Annotated in this window: 23 protein-coding genes; 8 read left to right on the top strand and 15 right to left on the bottom strand. The window is 33.6% G+C overall.

Features of this window, described 5'->3' with window-relative positions; genetic code table 11:
• Positions 1-102 precede the first annotated feature (102 nt).
• From LL966_RS09545 to yajC, 3 genes are all read left to right on the top strand, one after another.
• The gene (locus LL966_RS09545) at positions 103-1,209 is read left to right on the top strand and encodes a Glu/Leu/Phe/Val family dehydrogenase (protein WP_317207130.1); all 1,107 of its coding nucleotides are present in this window, start codon (positions 103-105) and stop codon (positions 1,207-1,209) included.
• Between the two features lie 244 nt (positions 1,210-1,453).
• The gene (gene nusB / locus LL966_RS09540; RefSeq protein ID WP_229352717.1) at positions 1,454-2,365 is read left to right on the top strand and encodes a transcription antitermination factor NusB; all 912 of its coding nucleotides are present in this window, start codon (positions 1,454-1,456) and stop codon (positions 2,363-2,365) included.
• 112 nt (positions 2,366-2,477) lie between these two features.
• Positions 2,478-2,756: a preprotein translocase subunit YajC gene (yajC, locus tag LL966_RS09535; RefSeq protein WP_229352715.1), complete on the top strand. Its 279-nt coding sequence runs from the start codon at positions 2,478-2,480 to the stop codon at positions 2,754-2,756.
• Between the two features lie 280 nt (positions 2,757-3,036).
• Here yajC and LL966_RS09530 read toward each other — a convergent pair whose 3' ends face one another.
• The 6 genes from LL966_RS09530 to LL966_RS09505 all read right to left on the bottom strand — a co-directional run bounded on the left by LL966_RS09530 (position 3,037) and on the right by LL966_RS09505 (position 9,138).
• A complete protein-coding gene (locus LL966_RS09530; RefSeq protein WP_229352713.1) occupies positions 3,037-3,624 on the bottom strand; it encodes a YdeI/OmpD-associated family protein in 588 nt (195 codons plus the stop codon).
• Positions 3,624-4,901 carry a peptidase T gene (gene pepT / locus LL966_RS09525; protein ID WP_229352712.1) on the bottom strand — a complete coding sequence of 426 codons (1,278 nt, stop codon included), beginning with the start codon at positions 4,899-4,901 and terminating at the stop codon, positions 3,624-3,626. The genes LL966_RS09530 and pepT overlap by 1 nt, the downstream gene beginning before the upstream one ends.
• 119 nt (positions 4,902-5,020) lie before the next feature.
• Entirely contained in the window at positions 5,021-6,151 is a 1,131-nt protein-coding gene (locus tag LL966_RS09520) for a formylglycine-generating enzyme family protein (protein WP_229352710.1), read from the bottom strand.
• A gap of 92 nt (positions 6,152-6,243) precedes the next feature.
• A complete protein-coding gene (locus LL966_RS09515) occupies positions 6,244-7,218 on the bottom strand; it encodes a DUF6515 family protein (protein ID WP_229352709.1) in 975 nt (324 codons plus the stop codon).
• 79 nt (positions 7,219-7,297) lie between these two features.
• The gene (locus LL966_RS09510; protein WP_229352708.1) at positions 7,298-8,518 is read right to left on the bottom strand and encodes an OprO/OprP family phosphate-selective porin; all 1,221 of its coding nucleotides are present in this window, start codon (positions 8,516-8,518) and stop codon (positions 7,298-7,300) included.
• 23 nt (positions 8,519-8,541) lie between these two features.
• The gene (locus LL966_RS09505) at positions 8,542-9,138 is read right to left on the bottom strand and encodes a hypothetical protein (protein ID WP_229352707.1); all 597 of its coding nucleotides are present in this window, start codon (positions 9,136-9,138) and stop codon (positions 8,542-8,544) included.
• A gap of 260 nt (positions 9,139-9,398) precedes the next feature.
• Between LL966_RS09505 and LL966_RS09500 the strand changes: the two genes are divergently transcribed.
• Positions 9,399-10,454, top strand: a complete 1,056-nt coding sequence (locus tag LL966_RS09500) for a quinone-dependent dihydroorotate dehydrogenase (RefSeq protein WP_229352705.1) — start codon at positions 9,399-9,401, stop codon at positions 10,452-10,454.
• On the opposite strand, the gene LL966_RS09495 is transcribed toward LL966_RS09500, so the two are convergent.
• Positions 10,431-11,138 (bottom strand): DUF3307 domain-containing protein, encoded by a 708-nt coding sequence (locus LL966_RS09495; protein ID WP_229352703.1) that lies wholly within the window; start codon positions 11,136-11,138, stop codon positions 10,431-10,433. The two genes, LL966_RS09500 and LL966_RS09495, sit on opposite strands and share 24 nt — an antisense overlap.
• Positions 11,135-11,749, bottom strand: a complete 615-nt coding sequence (locus tag LL966_RS09490) for a SatD family protein (protein ID WP_229352701.1) — start codon at positions 11,747-11,749, stop codon at positions 11,135-11,137. Before LL966_RS09490 ends, LL966_RS09495 begins: the two co-directional genes overlap by 4 nt.
• A gap of 211 nt (positions 11,750-11,960) precedes the next feature.
• On the opposite strand from LL966_RS09490, the gene LL966_RS09485 reads away from it, so the two are divergent.
• The 4 genes from LL966_RS09485 to guaB all read left to right on the top strand — a co-directional run bounded on the left by LL966_RS09485 (position 11,961) and on the right by guaB (position 16,626).
• The gene (locus LL966_RS09485) at positions 11,961-12,827 is read left to right on the top strand and encodes a hydroxymethylglutaryl-CoA lyase (protein WP_229352699.1); all 867 of its coding nucleotides are present in this window, start codon (positions 11,961-11,963) and stop codon (positions 12,825-12,827) included.
• A gap of 73 nt (positions 12,828-12,900) precedes the next feature.
• Positions 12,901-13,452 carry a hypothetical protein gene (locus LL966_RS09480; protein WP_229352697.1) on the top strand — a complete coding sequence of 184 codons (552 nt, stop codon included), beginning with the start codon at positions 12,901-12,903 and terminating at the stop codon, positions 13,450-13,452.
• Positions 13,449-14,852 carry a DUF5723 family protein gene (locus LL966_RS09475; protein ID WP_229352695.1) on the top strand — a complete coding sequence of 468 codons (1,404 nt, stop codon included), beginning with the start codon at positions 13,449-13,451 and terminating at the stop codon, positions 14,850-14,852. The genes LL966_RS09480 and LL966_RS09475 overlap by 4 nt, the downstream gene beginning before the upstream one ends.
• A 301-nt stretch (positions 14,853-15,153) precedes the next feature.
• Positions 15,154-16,626: an IMP dehydrogenase gene (gene guaB / locus LL966_RS09470; protein WP_229352693.1), complete on the top strand. Its 1,473-nt coding sequence runs from the start codon at positions 15,154-15,156 to the stop codon at positions 16,624-16,626.
• Between the two features lie 64 nt (positions 16,627-16,690).
• On the opposite strand, the gene LL966_RS09465 is transcribed toward guaB, so the two are convergent.
• From LL966_RS09465 to LL966_RS09435, 7 genes are all read right to left on the bottom strand, one after another.
• Positions 16,691-17,524, bottom strand: a complete 834-nt coding sequence (locus LL966_RS09465; RefSeq protein ID WP_229352689.1) for a hypothetical protein — start codon at positions 17,522-17,524, stop codon at positions 16,691-16,693.
• A gap of 116 nt (positions 17,525-17,640) precedes the next feature.
• Positions 17,641-18,780 (bottom strand): FAD-dependent oxidoreductase, encoded by a 1,140-nt coding sequence (locus tag LL966_RS09460; RefSeq protein WP_229352687.1) that lies wholly within the window; start codon positions 18,778-18,780, stop codon positions 17,641-17,643.
• An 89-nt stretch (positions 18,781-18,869) separates the two neighbouring features.
• Positions 18,870-19,460 (bottom strand): TetR/AcrR family transcriptional regulator, encoded by a 591-nt coding sequence (locus tag LL966_RS09455; RefSeq protein WP_229352682.1) that lies wholly within the window; start codon positions 19,458-19,460, stop codon positions 18,870-18,872.
• A 154-nt stretch (positions 19,461-19,614) separates the two neighbouring features.
• The gene (locus LL966_RS09450) at positions 19,615-20,499 is read right to left on the bottom strand and encodes a L,D-transpeptidase (RefSeq protein WP_229352680.1); all 885 of its coding nucleotides are present in this window, start codon (positions 20,497-20,499) and stop codon (positions 19,615-19,617) included.
• Positions 20,500-20,635: 136 nt separating this feature from the next.
• Positions 20,636-21,217: a GDP-mannose pyrophosphatase NudK gene (nudK, locus tag LL966_RS09445; protein ID WP_229352679.1), complete on the bottom strand. Its 582-nt coding sequence runs from the start codon at positions 21,215-21,217 to the stop codon at positions 20,636-20,638.
• Between the two features lie 54 nt (positions 21,218-21,271).
• Complete coding sequence (locus LL966_RS09440) at positions 21,272-22,543, bottom strand: adenylosuccinate synthase (RefSeq protein ID WP_229352678.1); 1,272 nt, start codon at positions 22,541-22,543, stop codon at positions 21,272-21,274.
• A gap of 103 nt (positions 22,544-22,646) precedes the next feature.
• The gene (locus LL966_RS09435) at positions 22,647-23,102 is read right to left on the bottom strand and encodes a Fur family transcriptional regulator (RefSeq protein ID WP_184166613.1); all 456 of its coding nucleotides are present in this window, start codon (positions 23,100-23,102) and stop codon (positions 22,647-22,649) included.
• Positions 23,103-23,117 lie beyond the last annotated feature (15 nt).

Raw genomic sequence — 23,117 nt, 5'->3', positions numbered from 1 at the left:
TTGTTATTTTAAAGGTAAAAAATTAGCACATATGTATTTTTTAATTATGTTTGAGAAGTCTTTTTGACGAATTCATAATTTTAACTAATTTATACTAGCGCTATGGATGCAACTTTTGCAACTGGAAAGGAACTTCAAAAAATGGATCCTGTTTTTGGTCAGTTATCTTTTGATGATCACGAACAAATTGTATTTTGCAATGACAAAGATACGGGTTTAAAAGCAATTATTGGTATTCATAATTCGGTTATGGGACCTGCTTTAGGTGGAACCAGAATGTGGAATTACAACACAGAATGGGAAGCTTTAAATGATGTTTTACGTCTTTCGAGAGGTATGACTTTTAAATCGGCTATTACTGGACTGAATATTGGTGGAGGTAAAGCAGTTATTATTGGTGACGCGAAAACACAGAAAACACCTGAGTTGATGCGCAAGTTTGGTGAATTCGTTCACTCTTTAAGCGGAAGATATATTACAGCTGAAGATGTTGGAATGGAAACTAAAGACATGGATACTGTAAGAGATGTAACGCCTTACGTAACGGGTATTTCTGAAGAAAGAGGTGGTTCTGGAAATCCTTCTCCAATTACAGCTTACGGTGTTTATTTAGGTATGAAAGCTGCTGCTAAAAGTCAGTTTGGTTCTGATGTTTTAGATGGTAAAAAAGTTTTGGTACAAGGAATTGGACACGTGGGTGAAACTTTGGTAGAATATCTAACTAAAGAAGGAGCGCAAGTAACGATTTCTGATATTAACGAAGAAAAATTATACCAAGTTGCTTCAAAATACAACGCAACAATTTATACTGGCGAAGATTTATATACAGCAGATGTTGACATCTACGCGCCATGTGCAATGGGAGCAACAATCAATGACAATACAGTAGATAAAATTAAAGCTAAAGTTATTGCTGGTGCAGCCAATAATCAGTTGGCGGATGAAAATATTCACGGTGCAAGATTGCAAGAAAGAGGAATTTTATACGCTCCAGATTTCTTAATCAACGCAGGTGGAATTATCAATGTTTACGCTGAATTGGCAAACTACGGTAAAGCTGAAATCATGACTAAAACAGAAAATATCTATAATACAACTTTAGAAATTATTGATTTCGCAGCTAAAAATAATATTACAACGCATAAAGCGGCGCTAACAATTGCTCAAAACCGTATCGATCAAAGAAGAATCGAAAACGCGGCGAAGTAATTTTTTAAGTTTACAGTCTCAGTCTCAGTTTTCAGATCTACTGGAAACTGAGACTTTTTGTTTTTGCTAAATACTAAATGCTAAAAAGTGAGACTGCGACTGAAAACTAAATAAAAAAGACCACTAAAAAGAAGACTTTTTTACGAATTAATTTTAAAATATGCCTTAAAAGTTATACTTTTGCAGACTAATTTTTAAATGTTCTTACGAGGTGGTAAATAGAAGACACATACGCGTTAAAGTAATGCAATCCATTTATGCAATGCATCAAAGCGGTTCTGAAAATATGGAAAAAGAAGAAAAATTTCTTTTCTACAGCATTGATAATATTCAGGACTTATACCTTATAATGCTTTCTTCATTAATAGAAATTTGTAAAAAAGAATCTGTTTTTTTACATCTGTCAAGCAAAAAACACCTGGCAACTGCCGCAGAACGTAATCCAAACGAAAAATTTGTAAAAAACAAAATTTTTCAACTTCTTGCCGAAAGCAACTCTCTTAGCATCGCTTTAGAAAATCGTAAAATTAATAACTGGTCATTAAACGACGATTATATTATTTTGCTTTTAAATGATGTAAAAGCAAGCGATATTTACAAAAAATACATGAGCAACAATGTAAATACATTTGAAGAAGACAGACAATTTATTATTGATTTGTTTGAAAATGTAATTGTTCCTAATGAAAAATTATACGAGTATTTAGAAGATGATAAATTAACTTGGGTTGATGATATTCCTGTTGTAAATACACATATTGTAAAGCAATTAAAAGCAATCAAAACAGAAGATCCAGACGATTTTAGAGTGCCTAAATTGTACAAAGATGTTGAAGATAAAGATTTTGCAAAAGATTTGTTTAGAAGAACAGTTTTAAATGAAAGAGAATTTGCAAAAGAATATGACGATAAAACACCAAATTGGGACAGCGATCGTATTGCAGAAATTGATACTATTATTTTGAAAATGGCGATTTGCGAGTTTGTTAAATTCCCTTCAATTCCAGTAAAAGTAACACTTAACGAATATTTAGAAATTGCAAAAGAATATTCTACTCCAAAAAGTAGTATTTTTATCAACGGAATTTTAGATAATCTTGTAAAAGAACTTACCGCTAATAAAAAGATGGTAAAAGTAGGAAGAGGGTTAATGTAAATCTTGAACTTTCAATTTTTTAAATGCCAAATTCCAACTTCTTTGTCTCTTTGAGCAAAGTCGAAAAGCTAAAAAAAGAATATTAAATATAAATCAAAAACAAATTTAAATTATGGGACAATTAACTCAATTTGCGCCATTCCTTTTAATGTTTGTGGTAATCTACTTCTTCATGATTAGACCGCAACAAAAAAGAGCTAAAAACGAAAAAGAATTTGAAAGCGGCCTAAAAGTAGGTGATAAAATAATTACAAAAAGTGGTTTTCACGGTAAAGTTGTTGAGCTTGCTGAAACTTCAGTTATTATCGAAACAATGTCTGGAAAATTGAAAATCGAGCGCTCAGCAATTTCTATGGAAATGAGTGCTGCTTTGAATGCTAAAAAAGCATAATTTTTTAAAGTACAATATTTAAAATCCCAAATTCCAAAATGGAGTTTGGGATTTTTTTTGTTTATAACCAAATTCACTATAGTTTTGTCATTTTGACCGAAGGGAGAAATCACACTAGAAGTTCTATAAAATATATCTAATCTTTGTCGAGTTTCTAGTGTGATTTCTCGTTCCTCGAAATGACAAAAAAGAAAAAACCTTTGTCAAAGTTTTAAACTTTGACAAAGGCTCTTGTATGGTTTTGGAATTTGGAATTTGGATTTTAAATATTGTAATTTATTTATCGATATTTATCATTCAATCCAATATTTGCCAAAATCATCGGAATCACTTTTTCAATTCTTGATAGTTTTGTTTTATCCTGTTTAGCCGATTCAATATATTCTAAAAATTCATATTGTTTGTAAGGTTTGAATTTTTCAAAAGCTTCTTTTAGAGCAGGATTTAGTTCCATTTCTTTATTTAAAAGCACAGAAATGATGGCTTCTTTTTTAGAAGGTGCAATAACTTTTCCCTGCTTTTCATTTTCAATAGCTTCTTTGATGTATTCTAAAACGTCTTTCTCGTTTACTTCATCTTTAGACGTAAATCGCCATTGACGCATGGACTTTGTTTTATCTTCCTGAGCATTAATAAGTTTTTTCTTTTCGTCTTTTAGAAAAACTCCGTTAAGAAACCAAATGGCAAAATAATTTTTAAAACCGCCAATTCCAATAACGTTTCTTTTATTGTAAACGTAAATTGGCGCGCCCCATTTTATGGTTTCAACTAATTCGGTTTTTTCAATAATTGACTTAAGAAAAAGTAATTCTTCTTCCCAGTTATTGACTTTATCCCAAACGTGTTTTTTATCAGGATTTGATTCCACTATTTTGCCTTTTTAGATTTTTCAGGTGTATCAAAAATTCCTGGAATTGCTGTTAACTCTGCAATTTTTACAATAACATCTGTCGCTTTCTGAATGCTTTCTGCTGGAACATATTCGTATTTTCCATGAAAATTATGCCCACCCGCAAAGATATTTGGGCAAGGTAATCCCATAAAAGATAGTTGTGAGCCATCAGTTCCGCCGCGAATAGGTTTTATGATTGGTTTGATGTTTAATTCTCGCATCGCTTTTTCGGCAATATCAACAATATATTTTACAGGCAGAACCTTTTCTTTCATATTGTAATACTGATCTTTTACTTCAGCTATAACTATATCTTCACCGAACTTCTTTGCGAATTTTTTGTTGAATTTCTTTGCAATTTTATGAATGAGTTCCTTTCTGTTTTCGAACTTTTTCTTGTTATGATCACGAATAATTAGTTCTAAAACCGTCTCTTCGATATTTCCTTTGATGTGATGAACGTGGAAAAATCCTTCGTAACCTTTTGTTTCTTCTGGAGTTTCACCTTTCGGTAGTTCATTGATAAAATCATTTGCCAAAAGCATCGAATTGATCATTTTTCCTTTTGCATAACCTGGATGAACGCTTTTTCCTTTAAAAGTAATTTTAGCTCCGGCAGCATTAAAATTTTCATATTCTAATTCGCCAATCTGACTTCCGTCCATGGTGTAAGCCCATTTTGCTCCAAATTTTTCAACATCAAAATGATGCGCCCCGCGACCGATTTCTTCGTCTGGAGTAAAACCAATTCTGATTTTTCCGTGTTTAATTTCGGGATGCTGAATCAGGTATTCCATTGCAGAAACAATTTCTGTAATTCCAGCTTTATCATCGGCACCTAATAAAGTTGTTCCATCGGTTGTAATGATGGTCTGACCTTTATATTGCAGTAAATCTTTGAAGTAATTTGGAGATAAAACGATATTTTTTTCGGCATTCAGAATGATATCCTTTCCATCGTAATTTTCAATAATTTGAGGCTTTACATTCGCTCCACTAAAATCTGGAGAAGTGTCAAAATGAGAAACAAAACCAATTGTTGGCACTTCATGCTCCACATTACTTGGAAGTGTTGCCATTATATAAGCTTTGTCGTCTATGGTTACTTCTTCAAGACCAATTGCTTTTAGTTCGTCAACTAATTTATTGGCAAGATTCCATTGTTTTGGAGTACTTGGTGTTGTTTGTGAATGTGGATCTGATTCAGTGTCAATTGTTACGTAACTGATAAAACGATCTATGATATGTTGCATTTTTTTGAATTTTTAGCAAATATAGAAAAATTTTTCTGCGAAAGATTTTAGCTTTAAATATCTTGAATTAATAAAAAAAGGGACTCTAAACAGAATCCCTTTCGGTTATTTTGGTGCTTTTATTTGCTTTTTACACATCTAAAACCAACATGATTTGCGGCAGATCTTATTTCGCCTTTTCCTCTTGTTCCAACCATATAACGGGTACAATATTGATCGGTGCATAAAAACGAACCACCTCTATGTACACGTTTAATTTCTGTTGGATCGTTAGGATCATAATAGGCATCTGGTCCTTTAGGGTTTTTTACTGTTTTTCCGCTTTCAGCCAATGATTTGTAATAATCGACACTATACCAATCATTAACCCATTCCCATACATTTCCCGCCATATCGTATAGGCCATAGGCATTTGGAGCGTATTGTGCCGTTGGGGCGATTCCTTTAAATCCATCTTCACCTGTGTCGCCATCTTTTATTGGAAAATGACCTTGATAGATATTAGCTTGAAATTTCCCTTTAGGTTTTAAGTCATTTCCCCAAGCATAAAGATTTCCTGTTTTACCGCCACGAGCAGCAAATTCCCATTCAGCTTCTGTTGGAAGTCTTTTACCTGCCCATTTAGCGTAAGCAGCCGCGTCTTCGTAAACTACATGAACTACAGGGTATTTTTCTTTTCCTTTAATAGTGCTTTGCGGGCCTTCCGGATGTCTCCAATCTGCACCCGGCTCATAACGCCACCATTGCAGAAAATTATTCAGATTAACGGCAGAAGGAGTAGGGGTAAAAACCACAGATCCAGTAATTAAATCAGCGTCGCTTGCCGTTGGAAATTCCTCTTTGGTAGGTTTTTGCTCTGCAACAGTTACATAGCCAGTAGCTTTAACAAATTCTTCAAATTCTTCGTTCGTTACTTCAGTCTCATCCATATAATAGCCATCAAGATAAACACGATGAATAGGAGCGGCATCTTTAGTAACTCCTTTTATACTGCATAAACTTTCATCTTCGACATTTGTTCCCATAGAAAATTCGCCACCAGGAATCCAAACCATCCCCTTTGGTGCTTTTGTATCGGGTTTGAATTTGTTTTCGATAGTCGGTTTGAATTCAGATTCTACACTAACAGGAGTTTCATGACATTCAGCAACTGTTTTTTCTTCTTTATCTGCAAATTTGTTGTAACTGTACGCTATTGAAATGATGGATAATGTCAGTAGTGCAAATATCCAAAAGGTTTTGTTTTTCATGGTTTATTTTTTTGAACTGATAATGGTTGTAATAGATGGGATAAAATTATGAAAAAAAACTATACTATAGTAAATATATAGGATTAATAGTTTTATTTGTCTTCTTCGACAAGAACTACTTCATATTTGTCTTTTCCATCAACTTGAACAGGTTGATAATACGTTTCTCCAAATTTGATGTATTTTACATCTCCTATCGTAACTTCTTCTCCTCCTTCAGGAAGGCTTTCTACTACCGTACCTGCAGTAGGAGCAACTACTTTATACGAACTTCCATCTTTTTCATAGTAAGTACCGCCATAATAGTAATTGTTAACCGTTCCAGTGTTGACTGTTTGTGCTCCGCTAGGAATATTATTAACTGTTCCGCCAACGGGAGCAGGAACAGCAGTATAACCTCCGTTGGAAGGTGCATACCAAACTCCTTGGTCATAATGATATTGAGTGTTTTCTACGCTAACCACAATTGCCGTAACTGCCAAGGTTGCAACGAAAAATCCCCAAGGATGCCAAACTGGTCCCCAATAATAAGGTCTATATGGGTGATAATAATAAGGATGATATCCGTAATATCTGTATCCGCCGTGTACATAAGGAGGGCGAGTATAAACAACTGTATTTCTTCTTACTACGGTATTTCTATTGTTGTTGATGGTAATATCTCTGCTTCGATCGACATTTCTTGTATTACCACTAATATTGGTGTTTCTATTGCCAGAATTTCTGGTATTATTGGAATTGCGGTTTGTGGTATTTTTTCTGTTATTAATTTGGGTGTTTGAGCCATTGGTTGGTCTTGTGACTTTAGTTCCAGAGCCGTTAGAACCAGGTCTTGTTACTGAAGGTCTATTTGTTGATGGTTTGGTTACCGCTGGTCTAGATTGATTAGCTGGTCTTGTAGCAGAAGGTCTTGTTTGAGTGCCTCCAGCAGGTCTATGAACAGCTCCGCCTCGATGAGCCGCACCGCCGCCATGACGTTGTGCAAAGGTGTCTAATGAAATAAGGAAAAATGTTCCAATCAAACACAACAGTGCCGATTTTTTTACTGTTTTGGATATGTTTTTCATTTTCAGTTGTTTATGTGAATTAAAGTTATGAAAAAAAATGTCTCGTTTATCGGAATAGTTTAAAAGTTTGTATTGAAGATTACAAGGAAATATCCCATTGTATTCTAAAGCGCCATCCTTGTTCTAGAGGAAGCGTTTTATCTTGAAAACTAAAATAACTTACCTCAGAAGTTAGCTTGTTTTTGTGCCCTTTAAAAAACCAGTTAAACGCCAAAGTAGACTCAGCTTGTCTATTTTCTCTAATTGAATAATCAGGTCTATATGTAGCATGTCTTGCCGCCATCTCTAAATGTTCAGGCCACCACTTAAAAACGTTATGAAAGAAGTATCCAGCCTGAATATAATATCCTTTCATAACTGTCATGTAATCATTATTGTATTTGTCTATAATTTCTTTAGTATGCCATTCGCTCTGCCAAGAAAAACCGCGATACATGAAGGCGGTTTCCAAATTCCATTGATTCACTCTGTATTGTCCAGGCAATCCATCTTCAAATCCGTCTAATGAACCGCCACCAGCTTGCGAAAAACGAGTGTAAGGACTTCGGTTAGTGATGGCAGAAAAGGCAATAATTGGAGTTGGTTTTTCATGAAATTCTAAATCACAGCCTTCAAAATCTAAAAATCGACCTAAGAAATTCCATTGTGCTCTTCCAAAATACATAAGATGGTTATCGTCATTAGAAGTGCTGCCGCGTCCAGTTCCTGTTAAAGCTGCAAACCAATAATTAAAATCTGCAATGCCATTGCCTTTTAAATGGCCATAAACTTCAGCGCCCAATTCTCTGTCTACTGTAAAAGGCCGATTAATAAGAGATCTTTCCACCATTTGCTGTTCGCCACTGCTTATGAAACGTTCACGTGTAAATTCTGTTTTCCATTGTCCAACTTTAAAGCTTAACCAATCCCACTTTTCAATCATAATTCTAAAATCAAGTAAGTTGGACTGACTTAGTTCGTATTCCCAATAATATTTTAGCCAAGGTTCAAAGGCATGCCCGCCGATTTTTAGTCTGGCGCGATTTATTTTAAAAGTAGTTTTTGCATCTTGACTATAATCATCATAGGTTAAAGGATCAGTATCATAAGGTGTAGAAAAACGAAATTGCAGTCTGCTTTGTAATTGAAATAAAAATTTATTGTCTCTAGTTTGTAATTCAATTCCTTTGTTTCCATAACGAACATTCATCAGCTTGGAGGTGTCTTTTTCATGTTGTGAAAGCCCTTTAAAACTGACAAATAAAAATAATAGCATCAATAGATTTTGAGTAATATTATTTGCTTTTTTGTTGATGTACATAAGCTTAGATGGTTTATATCAAATTATTTACCTCCAAAGTTTTTAGCGATTCCTAAACCAATTCCCCAGCTGTCATAGGCATTCCATTTAAAATCATAACTGACAGTTCCGAAAATTTCCCAGTCTTTTGGAAGTTCGTATCCATATTCTACTCCAGCTCTGGTCAAGAAAAAATCTTCTTCTTTGGCAAATTCTCCTCCAAAACCTAAAAGAAAACTCCAATGTTCATTTGGTTTATAAATTCCCATTAAGGCAGGCGCAATTGGATAGCTTCGTTCTACAGTTTCTTTATCTTCTCCGCTGGAAAGATTTTTTTCGACCTTAAATTTTTCAATTATAAAATCAGTATGAAGACCAATTGCCCATTTTTTATGAAACTGAAAAGTATAATCTAATCCCCAAGCAGGCAGACTCAAAACTTCACGGTTTCCTTCGTCATCGCGACCTTCAAAAACATGAACGTGATTGATCGATATACCAATTTGATGATGCGGACTAAAAGTCTTTTCCTCATTTTCTTGAGCAGTAATTTTTGTAAAACAGGACAAATGAAAAAGAGTTGTCAGAAAAAGCATTTTTCCAAAGTGGATATCGTTTCTTGTTTTTGTTTCATTTCGCATGAATTCTAGTTTTTAAAGTGAAAAAAAGTAACAACAAGAATTTCTTTTAAATGTCTCAAAATTAGGTAATAAATAATCCTGAGGCGTTTGTTTAGATCCCTGAACTGGTTTCATTTTATAACTTGCAACCTTAAAAATTAAATTTTGGACTTTATCTTTTGAAGAATTGAACAAAATTGAAATTATTTGTTTTGGTAAAAAAGCACCTTTTTAAACTATAATATTTAAATTTGCAGCCAAATAACAACAACACAACTTTTATGTATAAATTGATAATTCGTCCGATACTTTTCTGGTTTGATCCTGAAGAAGTACATTACTTTACTTTTTCATTCGTTAAATTCATTTCAAAAATTCCAGGTGTTTCGGCGATTATAAGATCAATTTATGAGGTAAAAGATTCTAGATTAGAAAGAGAAGTTTTTGGAATCAAATTTAAAAATCCAGTTGGACTCGCAGCAGGTTTTGATAAAGATGCCAAACTATATAAAGAATTAGGAGATTTTGGTTTTGGTTTTATCGAAATCGGAACAGTAACGCCAGTTGGACAAGAAGGAAATCCTAAAAAACGTTTATTCCGTTTAAAAGAAGATCAGGCTATTATTAACCGAATGGGATTTAATAATGGAGGTGTTCTAGAAGCTGTAGAACGTTTGAAAAAGAATTCGGGCGTTTTGATTGGAGGAAATATCGGAAAGAATAAAGTAACCGATAATGAAGATGCTGTTAAAGATTATATCATTTGTTTTGACGCATTGTTTAATCATGTAGATTATTTTGTAGTAAATGTAAGTTCGCCAAATACGCCAAATTTGAGAGCTTTGCAAGATAAAGAACCGTTGACAGCTTTATTGCAGACATTGCAAAATAGAAATGTCGAAAAACAAAAGACTAGTACTCAAAAAGTAAAACCAATTCTTTTAAAGATTGCTCCAGACTTAACAGACGAGCAGTTATTGGATATTATTGATATTGTGAAAACAACTCAGATTGCGGGTGTAATTGCAACCAATACAACAATTTCTAGAGATGGTTTACAATCTGCAAATCAATCTGAAATGGGAGGTTTGTCTGGAAAACCATTAGCAAAACGTTCTACAGAAGTAATTCGTTTTCTTTCAGAAAAAAGCAATAAAGCATTTCCAATTATTGGAGTAGGAGGAATTCACTCTGCTGACGATGCTATCGAAAAACTAAATGCAGGAGCAAGTTTAGTGCAATTATACACGGGATTTATATATGAAGGTCCAGCCTTGATAAAAGCAATCAATAAAAAAGTTTTAGGGCAATTGTTAAAGAAGCGCCTGAATTGCTAATCCGGTTAAGATTGAAATTCCGAAACTCATTAGCGTTCCAATCATTACATATTCAGTAAGTTTTCGGTCTTTGGCTTCTTTTAAATCACCGAATCTAAAAATAGATTTTGTTGCCAATAAAAAACCGATTGCCTCAAAATGTCCTGTCAAAATAAAACAAACTACAAATAGACGTTCTAATATGCCAATGTAATTTCCTGCATTGGCAAGAGAATTGTCTTTATGGCTGTTCTGGCTTTCCGGACTCCAAATCGAAATAATGGTTTTGATGAAAATTGATGTAGGTTTTGTTACTAATAAAAACCCCGTTATTAAAATCCAAAATTCATTCATAACCAAAAAATGGATAAATCCATTGTCTTGATAAAGAAATGCAGTAATTCCAATTAAAATCAATACATGGGCAATTTGGTCTACTACAAACCAAGTGCGTTTGGTTTTTGGTTTCTGAAAATTCAGTTTGATTAAATCAATAATTCCATGAGTTACAGCAATAAAAATGGCGTACGGAATGAAACTGATTTGTCCTACTAAAACAGCTGCTAATACTCCATGAAGTAAAATATGAAGATATAGGTAAACACTTTTATGTTTATTTGCTTCTTTATGCGTTACCCAAGAATTGGGTTGCCAGATAAAATCGCCTAATAAATGCGCTAAAAGCAGTTTTATAAATAAAATCATAATGCTGAAAGTTGTTTTATTTGTGTTCTAAAATATTTGTCTAATTGCATGACCAAATCAAACTGAGCACGTTTCTGTCTTCGGCTCACTGCGGCTTGATTGATGCCTAGTTTTTGTCCTAATTCCTCTTGTGACAAGTTCGGGTTTTCTATTGCCAGCGCTACAAATTCTGCAGATTGCACCAGCCATGTGTCCATAAATGTCAATGCAAGCTGAATCATTAAATTTAGGTTTTCATCAAAATTTGAATTTCCCGTTCGCAAAGCTAATGTAACTTTCTGCTTTTTTAAGGTTTCAAACAATTCACCAGAATTAATAAATGCTGAGCCATTGCTTTGAGAGATTCTTTCCGAATGATGCGTTTTGTCTCCAAAACCAATACTCATACGAGCATCAGATTTTAATGTTCTCAAATGTGCCTTTACCAAAATAGCAACTAATAAGGCATCTTCTGGTTTGGCAACTTCAATTTGAAATTCATCTCCACGGTAAATCTCCCATTGACTTGGCGTTGGACCAAATGGTGTTAAAATTTTTTTTAAATCTTCAACCCAATGTTCAGATGGCTGCTGTCTTGAACCAATTATATCGCCGGTAATTACACTAGTCATAATCAAATATAATTAAAAAATCATCAACTTTCTATTACAAATATAAGTAATATTTTTTATTATTACGTTTTTGGGTAATATTTTTAATTATTACACTTTTTGGTAATTATTTTTGGTATTACACTATTTTGTAATACTTTCTGATTCGGCTAAAATTATCTTTTATTTCAATAAAAAAGAAACTAACTTAGCCTTTACAAATGAATAAGCTTTGAATAAAGAAATCAAGATTATCGAATGTCCAAGAGATGCCATGCAAGGCATCAAAACTTTTATTCCGACAAAAAATAAAGTGACATACATACAAGCATTGCTTCGTGTAGGATTTGATACAATTGATTTTGGAAGTTTTGTTTCTCCAAAAGCTATTCCGCAGATGCAGGATACAGCAGCTGTTTTAGAACAGCTTGATTTATCTCAAACAACGAGTAAACTGCTTTCAATTATTGCAAATACACAAGGCGCAATCACGTCTTCGGCGTACGAACAGATTCAGTATTTGGGTTTTCCTTTTTCTATTTCCGAGAATTTTCAAATGCGTAATACCCACAAGACGATTGCAGAATCTTTAATTACTTTAGAAGAAATTTTAGAAGTTGCAGATAAGAAAAACAAAGAAGTAGTAACTTATCTTTCTATGGGATTTGGAAATCCATATGGAGATCCATGGAATATTGAAATTGTTGCAGAGTGGACAGAAAAACTCGCTGAAATGGGCGTGAAGATTCTATCACTTTCTGATACTGTCGGAACTTCTACACCAGAAGTAATTACGTACTTGTTTTCAGATTTAATTCCGAAATATCCCAAAATCGAGTTTGGAGCACATCTTCATACAACGCCTGAAAGCTGGTTTGAAAAAATTGATGCAGCTGCAAAAGCAGGCTGTACTCGTTTTGATGGTGCGATCCAAGGTTTTGGAGGCTGTCCAATGGCAACAGATAAATTGACCGGAAATATGCCGACAGAAAAACTGGTTTCTTATTTTACGGCTAATAAAAAAATTACCGGTTTAAATTCTCTAAGCTTTGAAAGTGCTTATAATGAAGCTTCAAAATTGTTCGGAAAGTTCCATTAATAAATAGTTATATTTACTAACTTAGATAATGATTGTAAACATTAGACGTTACATTTATAGATATACTTTTGTCATGAAATCAAACTTCTTAAGTAAAGTTTTAAAAATAGTAATTATATCACTTTTATTTTCTTCATGTTCAAGTGATTTAGATTTCGATCAAATTAAGGATCTTAAGTTAGAGCCTGCTTTTTTGGCTAATCTTGCTTATTTTGATATTCCAGCCAATAAACTTGTAGACGATGGTGGAAACCATGTTGCTGATGATTCAAGAGGTTTTGATATTTTTAAAGATAAATTTTTTAACGAACACCTGCAAAAAGCCGAACTCAATTTTGAAATTGAAAACACCATCGATCGCGCTTTTTTAGTAAGCCTGCAATTATTAGATGCTAATAATCAAGTATTGCAAACGCTAACTTTCCCTGTTCCTGCTTATAGAGGAACCGCAAATGTTATTAAATTTCCAACAGAAGTTTTTGAAAATCAACGATTAGATCTCCTAAAAAAGACCGTAAAAATAGGTTTCAGAGTCGCAATTTCTGAAGGAACTCCACTAAACAGTCAGAGTTTAGGGAGTTTAAAATTAAAATCAAGTGCAACAGCTTACTTAATAATTGAATGAGAAAAATATATCTGATTGTCTGCCTCATTTTTCAGCTTTCTTGTTTTTCTCAAAATAAAGAATTACTGTATAATTTTACGTCTATTCCGCAATCTCTCATGGTAAATCCAGGAGCCGACGTTTCTTATAAATATTATTTTGGATTTCCAGTTTTATCTGGAATTTCAGCAAATGTTGGATCAAGCAGTTTTACCGCTTACGATTTGTTTGCTAACAACGGAGTCGATTTTAATCAAAAGGTTAGAAACGTAATTAATCAATCAACAAACAGAGATAAAGTTGTAACCAATCAACAATTGGAAGTGTTTTCTGGAGGATTTAGAATTGGTGGAAGAGAAAGTAAATCATACATTTCATTCGGATTGTATCAGGAATTTGACTTTTTCATGTTTGTTCCAAAAGATTTGGCCATATTAGCTTTAGATGGAAATCGAAATTACATCGGAAAATCGTTTAATCTTGGAGATCTAAGCATGAAAGCTGAGGTTCTTTCCGTTTGGCATGTTGGTTTTCATAAAAAAGTAAATGAAAAATTTGTTTACGGAGGCCGCGCCAAAATTTATTCAAGTGGCGCAAATGCAACATCAACAAAAAATGCAGGTTATATCTATACAGGACAGGATTCAGGAAATGCTAATCTTTACAATCAAATCATTTCGTCTGATTTAGAATTAAAAACGTCTGGACTTTCTAAATTCACAAAAGACGAATACGAAGGAAATGTAGTCAGAGATATCGCCAATAATACTTTCTTTAGCGGAAGTTTAGGTTTAGGTGTCGATGCTGGATTTACGTATTATATTAAAAAGAATTTGCAGTTAACGGCAAGTGTAGTAGATTTAGGTTTTATAAGACAATCAAAAGATATAGAAACACTTACTTACAAAGGAACTTATCAATATAATGGTGTAAATCCTGATTTTGCAGGAAATGACGAACCAGAAGATATTTTTGACGAATTCGATAAAGCCATACCAAGAGATACATTATACAATAAGTATACTACATGGCGTCCGACTAAGTTTTATTCTTCTATACAGTACTCTTTTGGAGAGGCTCGTCCTGATGACGAATGTAATTGTCGAGGAAAAATTAATACTTATTATAAGAATGCAGTCGGAGCACAATTATTTGCTATGTCAGCACCTCGTGAGCCTTTGGTAGCTTTAACAGCATTTTACAAAAGAAGTATTTTTAGAAAATTAGAAGCAAAAGCAACGTATACTTTTGATACATTTTCAAATAAAAATATCGGTTTAGGTTTAGCAGGAACACTCGGACCCGTAAATATTTATGCGCTATTTGGTAATGTTTTAGAATACAAAGATTTATCCAAAGCTAGCAGTGCGACTTTCCAACTCGGAATTAATTTTGTATTTCAAGACCATGATGATGAGTAATAAAAATTACTAGAATTAGGAGCTGACTACTTCGTCAGTCACTATCGCTCGTGTCCAGCTGTCCATTTCAAACACTCGAGGCAAAACACTTTTTTTCAAGGCTTAAAAAGAGCTTCCGTTGGTCGCTTTTTTAAACCAGAAAAAAATGTCTTTTGCCTTTTCGTGGCTTTCCATTTCCATCTGGGCTAGAGTTTATAATTTTGTAAGACGATTCGTGTAAGGATAAATTTATGAATAACTTAGTATTCAAGTTAGCAATTTATTCACTATATTTGCACGCAATTCAACTAGAAATTGCAACATGATAGCACACAACTCCAAGATTATCGGCGAAGGTTTAACTTACGACGATGTATTATTAGTACCTAACTACTCGAATGTGCTTCCTCGCGAAGTGAGTATCAAATCAAAATTCTCAAGAAACATCACATTAAACGTTCCAATCGTATCTGCTGCTATGGATACGGTAACAGAAAGTGCAATGGCAATCGCTATGGCGCAAGAAGGCGGAATTGGTGTTTTACATAAAAATATGACTATCGAACAACAAGCAGGAAAAGTTCGAAAAGTAAAACGTGCAGAAGCAGGAATGATTATCGATCCGGTAACATTACCAATGAATTCTACTATCGCTGATGCAAAAAATGCCATGAAAGAATTCGGAATCGGTGGTATTCCAATCGTTGACGAAAACAAAATCTTAAAAGGTATTGTAACGAATCGTGACTTACGTTTCGAGAAAAATGGCGCAAGACCAATCGCAGAAGTAATGACAAGCCAAAACTTAGTTACAGTTTCTGAAGGAACTTCACTAGAGCAGGCAGAAGTTGTTTTGCAAGGTCATAAAATTGAAAAATTACCAGTTGTAAACGATAAAAACGAATTAGTTGGTTTAATTACTTTTAGAGATATTACAAAATTAACTCAAAAGCCAATCGCTAATAAAGATTCTTTTGGACGTTTGAGAGTGGCAGCTGCAATTGGAGTTACTGGAGATGCAGTTCAAAGAGCTGAAGCTTTGGTAGCGGCTGGTGTAGATGCAATTATTATCGATACAGCTCACGGACATACTGAAGGTGTTGTAAATACATTGAAAGAAGTAAAAGCAAAATTCCCTCAAATAGATGTGATTGTAGGAAACATTGCAACGCCAGAAGCTGCTAAATATTTAGTAGAAAATGGTGCTGATGGTGTTAAAGTTGGAATCGGACCTGGTTCTATCTGTACTACACGTATTGTTGCAGGTGTTGGTTTTCCTCAATTTTCAGCAGTTTTAGAAGTTGCTGCAGCAATCAAAGGAACTGGAGTACCAGTTATTGCTGACGGTGGAATTCGTTATACAGGGGATATTCCTAAAGCAATTGCAGCAGGTGCTGACTGTGTAATGTTAGGTTCATTATTAGCAGGAACAAAAGAATCTCCAGGAGAAACTATCATTTTTGAAGGAAGAAAATTCAAATCTTATCGTGGAATGGGATCTGTTGAAGCGATGCAAACAGGTTCTAAAGATCGTTATTTCCAAGATGTTGAAGATGATGTTAAGAAATTAGTTCCAGAAGGAATCGTTGGACGTGTTCCTTACAAAGGGGAATTAAACGAAAGTATGCTTCAATTTATAGGTGGTCTTCGCGCAGGTATGGGATATTGCGGTTCAAAAGATATTCCTACTTTACAAGAGTCTGGACGATTTGTTAGAATCACATCAAGTGGAATTACTGAAAGTCACCCACACAACGTAACAATTACAAAAGAAGCTCCAAATTATTCTAGATAATTTTAGAGTTTTACTATAAAGCAAAAAGGCGCAAGATTTAATTCTGGCGCCTTTTTTTATTGTTTTAATTATTTTTTGATATTTGTGCTGTCTGTTTAAAATCACTTTTTGATTTTAATTGTATACTAAAATCGGTGTGTTTTAAATCGAGATTAAAATCCATTTTTAAGATATTTTCACTCATAAAATGATTTGGAATATCATAAACTAAATCCCCACTTCCCATTCCAGATCCGTTTGTTTCAAATCTTGTGTCAGACATTTTCATGGTATAAGTCTGTGTAATATCAAAGTACGCGTTTTTAGAAGTCATACTTTTTAATTTGTATGTAGTTGTGATCTGCATCTCAATATTAATGCCTGCAATTGGTAAAGTTAGCGGACTTTCCTGAACAAAAGATTCTCCTATTTTTAGTTTTTTCTGAGGCATAACAAGTTGCGAAAAAGTACTTTGAACCGTTTGAAAAATGACATTTTTTAGACTTTCTTCCATATCCTTTGCAACAATAGAATCCATTTTAGGCAAACTTGTCGATGAGGTTTTTCCGTACAGTAATGTACCGCTCGGAATTATTATTTTACCACTTCCATCTACAGCTTTTAAATACTCAATTGTTATGGGGAAAGTTCCATCTTTATCGGTCTTACCAGTTTTAGAAACGGTTTCTATGGTAATATTGCTTTTAATAGTAGTTGGGTTTGGTACTTGGTTTTTCTTTAGTGTTTCTAAAAAATTATCGTTTCCTGAATACATCACTTCATAGTCAGAAGAATTAATTGTTGTTTGGTTATAAACGGTTTGTGGAGAATAACCAGCTTTAAAATCTAAAATTTGATTAGACTGGCCGTAGTTTAAAAATGTTCCAGAAATAAAAAGAAGTAGAAATATTTTTTTCATAGTTGCTTTCAGTGTAATTTTTTTTTCACTTATTGAAGCGAATGTAAGGAATTAAAAGCAACTTTATCATTTTATTAAATAAGAATATTCGTTCACTACAAATACTTTTTGAGTTACTAAAATCGGCTGTTTAAAATATCTTCCGCGACGATATCAGAATGTAGCAGATCTTCCATTTTCTTTGTCATACGTTGTGCTTCTAGAGCGTAACCAAACATCTTTTTCTCGTAATCAGCAATGGCATCGTCAATCGTTTCAAATTTTCCGTTAGTTAGATTCTCGGTTAAATGAAAAGCGTCAAACAATCCCATATTAACTCCTTCGCCGGCAAACGGAGGCATTAAATGTGCTGCATCTCCAACAAGAGTAATGTTTGAATGCTCTTTCCAAGGTACTTCTAAAGAAAATAATCGTAACGGTAGACCAGAAAATTTAGTAGAAGCGGCAAAGAATTTTTTGTAATCGTCGCCCCAGTTTTTAAAAGTTTCATTTAAAAAGAAAGTCACAGCTTTGTCATCTTCAAAATCAATTCCGTGATTGGAAATCCAATTTTCATCGGCTTTAAAAGAAACTCCAAAATGTACAGAACCGTCACGCATAGTATGAGTGTAAAACATTTTATGCTCGCCCATTGCCATTACATTTCCATTTCCATATTTAGGTTTAAATTCAGGATAATCTTGTTCAGGATTTACAATTTCTCCCTGAATAATATAAGTTCCAGAAAGTTGTGGTTCCTGATTGCTCACAAATTTTCTAGCATTAGATCTGCCTCCATTTGCCACAATAACAAAGTCTGCAGTTTCTTTTTTGCCGTTTTTGAATTCCAAAATATAATGGTTTTCTGTTTTTTCGAGATTTATCAATTGGCTATCCCAAACAACAGTTTCATCTTGAAGATTATCTAGCATAATTTTTCTAAGATCGTTTCGATCAATTTCAGGACGAGAAAAGGCATTGTTTTCGTTGGGCATTTCGTCAGAAGTAATGTTGCCTTCAATATCGGCCATTTTTTCACCAGTCGGTCTTGCGTATTGCAGAAACACATCCATCAATTCTGCTTTTTGAATTGCATATTGACCTGAATCAGAATGAATATCTAAAGTACCACCAGAAGTTCTAGCTTCAGCATTAAAATCTCTCTCGTAAACTGTAATATCGGCGCCATTTATTTGTAAAATACGAGCAGTTGTTAATCCGACGGGGCCGCCGCCAATAATGGCTATTTTTTTATTTTCTATAATTGAATTTTTCATTGAATTGTAATTTTGTTGTAGCTCTTCGACTTCACTCAGAGTGATAAACTATTGTAATTGATTTTTGAAATTATAATTGTCATTAAAAATTAAGGTGTCAAAGCTTTTAAAACCAGATTAAAAGCTTCTTTTTTTAGTTCGTCAGTAAAGACAAACGGTTTTCCAGACATTGATTTTCCTTCTCGGTGAAGTTCCAAAAGAGAGTAGAGGGAACCGTAAGCAATACTCCAGAAAACCTCAAAAGTTACAGGAATGAGTTCTTTTTTTTCAATTGCCGAAAACATAAATTCTGACATGGTTTTCTTGAAATCGCCAGTAATTTCTTCTACAATGGCATCGCCGTGAGTAGATTGTTTTAAGATTTCAAAGCAGGTAGCTTGCTGTGTAAAATTTAAAGTAAAATAAATACGATTTTCCCATTGGTTTTTTAAACCATCTTTAAAAGACATATCTGAAGAAAAGCCATCTAGCATTTTTGCGAAGAAGTTTTGGCCAATTTCAATTCCGATTTTGCGAATTAAATCTTCTTTATCAGAATAATAAATATAAAGAGTAGCTACAGAGACGCCACATTCTTTTGCTAGACGATTCATTCCAAAACCTTCAACGCCTTGTTTGACAATCATATCGATCGCTTTTTGCTTTACAATATCTTCTTTAGTAGTGTCTCTTGTTCTCATGGTTTAACTAATTAAGGTACAAATTTATAAATAATAAATGAATGTTCGCTTATTTATGAAGTATATTTGATAACGAGATGTTTTGTAAAATAAAAAAACCCGCAAACACTAAGGTTTGCGAGCAAAAAAAAACAAAAATATTTTGAGTGAAATCTTAAATCTCAGAAGTTTGATTGGATTCTCTAAGATTTTGATTTTCTAAAATTTCCTTTAAGAAGGGTTTAGTGGCGGTTTCAATATCTCCTTCAGAAATATCGAGAGCTTTTGGATCTGATGCCAGCTGCAGCCAAGGTTTTTGGCCATCAAAAGGATAACTTCCAAAAACTACGACCGGAGTTCCTTTGACTTTTACATTTTCTTTGTCTTTTAAAATCCATTCATCAGCGAATTTATAAAGATATTTAGCGTCTTTTTCTAATAATCTAAGACAAGAATGTGAAGCAGGATAGCCAGGTAATTCATATTGATGAAAACCAACGCCTAATTTATTTTCGATGTTGAAATTCCATTTTAAATCCCATTCGTCATTAAAAGTGCTGGTAGTTTGTTCTGCTTTCCAATTCGTAAAAAACAATCCAGTAGGAGTTGGGTCTTTTTTTCTTCCCATATTTGTTGGACCTGTACGTACCAATTCGCCATTTTCGTAAGCGGCAAAAGTTTGCGTTGGATAAGAGAAAAGAATGATTTTTGAAACTTCCTCTAAAGCTGAAACATGCAGCGGAAACGGAAGATAATAAACTAAATCTCCACTGAAATCTGCAGGAATTACTACAGAATCTAGTTTTTTGAAATTGGCTTTATCAGTTCTATTTAAAGCGTACACGATATTCATTTTAGCACTATCGGCTTCGTTTAGCTTTAGCCATTCTTTTGTATTGGAAATTTGATAAGAAACCGTTTTTGGTTTTTTATATTCAATTACTTCTTTTTTATCTGTTTTGTTTTCTGTCAGCGTTATAGTATCGGTCTTTTTGCAAGAACCTAATAACACTAACATCAATAATAGTAATCCGTTTGCTGTGTAATATAACTTTTTCATAGGTCGTATATTTTATGAAAATAAAGTTATGATTATGATAGCTGAAAAGGGTTACATAATTTTTTGAATTGGTTTCGGGATTTACATTTTATAATAAATCTTTAATTCATTTAATATTATTAAAAAAAGCTAATACTTAAATCAATCCTTTAATTTTAGCATGTTGCAACAACATTATAGTTTTCGCATCAGTAATTTCTCTTGATTCAATCATAGCGTAAGCCTGATCAAATGTAAATTCTAAAACTTCAATATTTTCTTGTTCTGCATCCAATCCGCCACCTTCGCTTACTTTCATACTTTCATCGTATTCTCCAACAAAAAGATATAAAATCTCTGTTACTGCTCCTGGAGACATATAGGTTTCAAACACTTTTTCTACTTTAGAAATACGATAGCCCGTTTCTTCTTCTGTTTCACGAATAATTGCCGTTTCGGGATTGTCTTTGTCTAAAAGTCCTGCGCAAACTTCAATCATCATTCCATCTTTATTTCCGTTAAGAAAAGTTGGCAATCGAAACTGGCGTGTTAAAATGACTGTTTTTTTAGTTGAGTTATACAATAAAATACCAGCACCATTACCACGATCATAAACTTCTCGAGTATGAGTTTCAACCACTCCGTTTTCTTTTTTATAATCAAAAGTAACTCGGTTTAAGATATACCAATTGTCTGATAATAATTTTGTTTCCTTAATTTTAACTTCTGGGTTTTTCATAAATGAAATAATTTGTATAAAAAAACGCTCTGATTATCAGAGCGTTTAAATGTATTATTTTGTTATTGTTTGCTTTCTGTCTGGTCCAACCGATACAATTTTGATTGGTACTTCGATTTCTTTCTCAATAAACTCAATATATTCTTTTAGCTCAATTGGCAATTGATCGTAAGTTGTTAATCCAGTTAAGTCTTGTTTCCAACCTTTAAATTCTTTGTAAATAGGAGTAACGTTTTCTGGTTCAATGTTGTAAGGAAAGTGAGAAATGTTTTGTCCTTTGTAGTTGTACTCTGTACAAACTTTTAAAGTTTCAAAACCAGAAAGAACATCACCTTTCATCATCATTAATTGTGTAACTCCGTTAACTTGAACTGCATATTTTAACGCAACTAAGTCTAGCCATCCGCAACGTCTTTGTCTTCCTGTTACAGAACCAAATTCGTTACCTACTTTTGCCATTGTAGCACCAACTTCGTCAAAAAGTTCAGTAGGGAAAGGTCCGCTACCAACACGTGTAACGTAAGCTTTAAAAATTCCGTATACTTCTTTGATTTTGTTAGGAGCAATTCCTAAACCTGTACAAGCTCCAGCAGCAGTAGTATTTGATGAAGTTACGAAAGGATAAGTTCCGAAATCAACATCTAATAAAGATCCTTGAGCACCTTCACAAAGAATAGATTTACCCGCTTTTTGAGCTTGGTGAATGTATTCTTCACTGTCAATGAAATCTAATTTTTTAAGTTCTTCAATAGCTTCAAAAAATTCTTTTTCTAATTCAGCTAAATTATATTGAATAGCAACATCATAAAAAGCAATCATTGCCTCATGTTTGTCTGCTAAAGCTCTGTAACGCTCTTTAAAATCTTCTAATTCGATATCTCCAACACGCAAACCATTTCTACCTGTTTTGTCCATATAAGTTGGTCCAATTCCTTTTAGAGTAGAACCAATTTTTGCTTTTCCTTTAGAAGCTTCAGAAGCTGCATCAAGCAAACGGTGTGTTGGTAAAATTAAGTGTGCTTTTCTCGAAATGATTAATTTACTTTTGATATCAAGGTTGAATTTCTCTAAACCTTCAATTTCTTTTTGAAAAACTACAGGATCAATCACAACACCATTACCGATGATATTAATTGAATTTTTATGAAAAATTCCAGAAGGAATGGTTCTTAGTACGTGTTTAATTCCGTCAAATTCTAATGTATGTCCTGCATTTGGTCCTCCTTGAAAACGTGCAATAATATCATAATTTGAGGTAAGAACGTCAACAATTTTTCCTTTACCTTCATCTCCCCATTGTAATCCTAGTAATAAATCTACGGTCATTCTGTTTTAATTTGCGTTGGGACAATCAAAAGTTGTCCTACTGATTATGTAGTTAATTTTCTTTTTTTTTAATTTTTTTTGAATAAATCCTTTCTGCGGATTATTATTTCTGTTTTTTGTTTCCGTAGAAATAAAGTGAGTGATTCGTGATTTCGATATCAAATATTTCTTCGATTGTTTTTTTGATGGTCTGAATTCGTGGGTCACAAAATTCGATTACTTCTCCAGAATCAGTCATGATGATATGATCGTGCTGTTTGTCGAAATATGATTTTTCGTAGTAAGCTTGATTTTGCCCAAATTGATGTTTTCTAACCAAAGCGCAGTCCAACAATAATTCAATCGTGTTGTATAAAGTAGCTCTACTCACACGATAGTTCTTGTTTTTCATTTTGATATAAAGGTTTTCTATGTCAAAATGTTCTTCGCTGTCGTAAATTTCCTGAAGTATAGCATAACGCTCAGGAGTTTTGCGATGCCCTTTTTGTTCAAGATACATTGTAAAAACGTTTTTTACAATTTCTTGATTTCTAGTGTTGTCAGTTGAAATGAGTGTCATATCCGGCAAAGATAA

Source organism: Flavobacterium chungbukense (assembly GCF_020805785.1).
GTDB lineage: Bacteria > Bacteroidota > Bacteroidia > Flavobacteriales > Flavobacteriaceae > Flavobacterium > Flavobacterium chungbukense.
Note: the sequence above shows the minus strand (reverse complement) of the source record. Positions and strands in the feature narration are given on the sequence as shown.

Excerpts from the sequence above, each read along its gene's own strand:
- LL966_RS09545 (WP_317207130.1), top strand. The coding sequence starts at position 103 with ATGGATGCAACTTTTGCAACTGGAAAGGAACTTCAAAAAATGGATCCT.
- nusB (WP_229352717.1), top strand. The coding sequence starts at position 1,454 with ATGCAATCCATTTATGCAATGCATCAAAGCGGTTCTGAAAATATGGAA.
- yajC (WP_229352715.1), top strand. The coding sequence starts at position 2,478 with ATGGGACAATTAACTCAATTTGCGCCATTCCTTTTAATGTTTGTGGTA.
- pepT (WP_229352712.1), bottom strand. The coding sequence starts at position 4,901 with ATGCAACATATCATAGATCGTTTTATCAGTTACGTAACAATTGACACT.
- LL966_RS09520 (WP_229352710.1), bottom strand. The coding sequence starts at position 6,151 with ATGAAAAACAAAACCTTTTGGATATTTGCACTACTGACATTATCCATC.
- LL966_RS09515 (WP_229352709.1), bottom strand. The coding sequence starts at position 7,218 with ATGAAAAACATATCCAAAACAGTAAAAAAATCGGCACTGTTGTGTTTG.
- LL966_RS09510 (WP_229352708.1), bottom strand. The coding sequence starts at position 8,518 with ATGTACATCAACAAAAAAGCAAATAATATTACTCAAAATCTATTGATG.
- LL966_RS09505 (WP_229352707.1), bottom strand. The coding sequence starts at position 9,138 with ATGCGAAATGAAACAAAAACAAGAAACGATATCCACTTTGGAAAAATG.
- LL966_RS09500 (WP_229352705.1), top strand. The coding sequence starts at position 9,399 with ATGTATAAATTGATAATTCGTCCGATACTTTTCTGGTTTGATCCTGAA.
- LL966_RS09495 (WP_229352703.1), bottom strand. The coding sequence starts at position 11,138 with ATGATTTTATTTATAAAACTGCTTTTAGCGCATTTATTAGGCGATTTT.
- LL966_RS09490 (WP_229352701.1), bottom strand. The coding sequence starts at position 11,749 with ATGACTAGTGTAATTACCGGCGATATAATTGGTTCAAGACAGCAGCCA.
- LL966_RS09480 (WP_229352697.1), top strand. The coding sequence starts at position 12,901 with ATGAAATCAAACTTCTTAAGTAAAGTTTTAAAAATAGTAATTATATCA.
- LL966_RS09475 (WP_229352695.1), top strand. The coding sequence starts at position 13,449 with ATGAGAAAAATATATCTGATTGTCTGCCTCATTTTTCAGCTTTCTTGT.
- guaB (WP_229352693.1), top strand. The coding sequence starts at position 15,154 with ATGATAGCACACAACTCCAAGATTATCGGCGAAGGTTTAACTTACGAC.
- LL966_RS09465 (WP_229352689.1), bottom strand. The coding sequence starts at position 17,524 with ATGAAAAAAATATTTCTACTTCTTTTTATTTCTGGAACATTTTTAAAC.
- LL966_RS09460 (WP_229352687.1), bottom strand. The coding sequence starts at position 18,780 with ATGAAAAATTCAATTATAGAAAATAAAAAAATAGCCATTATTGGCGGC.
- LL966_RS09455 (WP_229352682.1), bottom strand. The coding sequence starts at position 19,460 with ATGAGAACAAGAGACACTACTAAAGAAGATATTGTAAAGCAAAAAGCG.
- LL966_RS09450 (WP_229352680.1), bottom strand. The coding sequence starts at position 20,499 with ATGAAAAAGTTATATTACACAGCAAACGGATTACTATTATTGATGTTA.
- nudK (WP_229352679.1), bottom strand. The coding sequence starts at position 21,217 with ATGAAAAACCCAGAAGTTAAAATTAAGGAAACAAAATTATTATCAGAC.
- LL966_RS09440 (WP_229352678.1), bottom strand. The coding sequence starts at position 22,543 with ATGACCGTAGATTTATTACTAGGATTACAATGGGGAGATGAAGGTAAA.
- LL966_RS09435 (WP_184166613.1), bottom strand. The coding sequence starts at position 23,102 with ATGACACTCATTTCAACTGACAACACTAGAAATCAAGAAATTGTAAAA.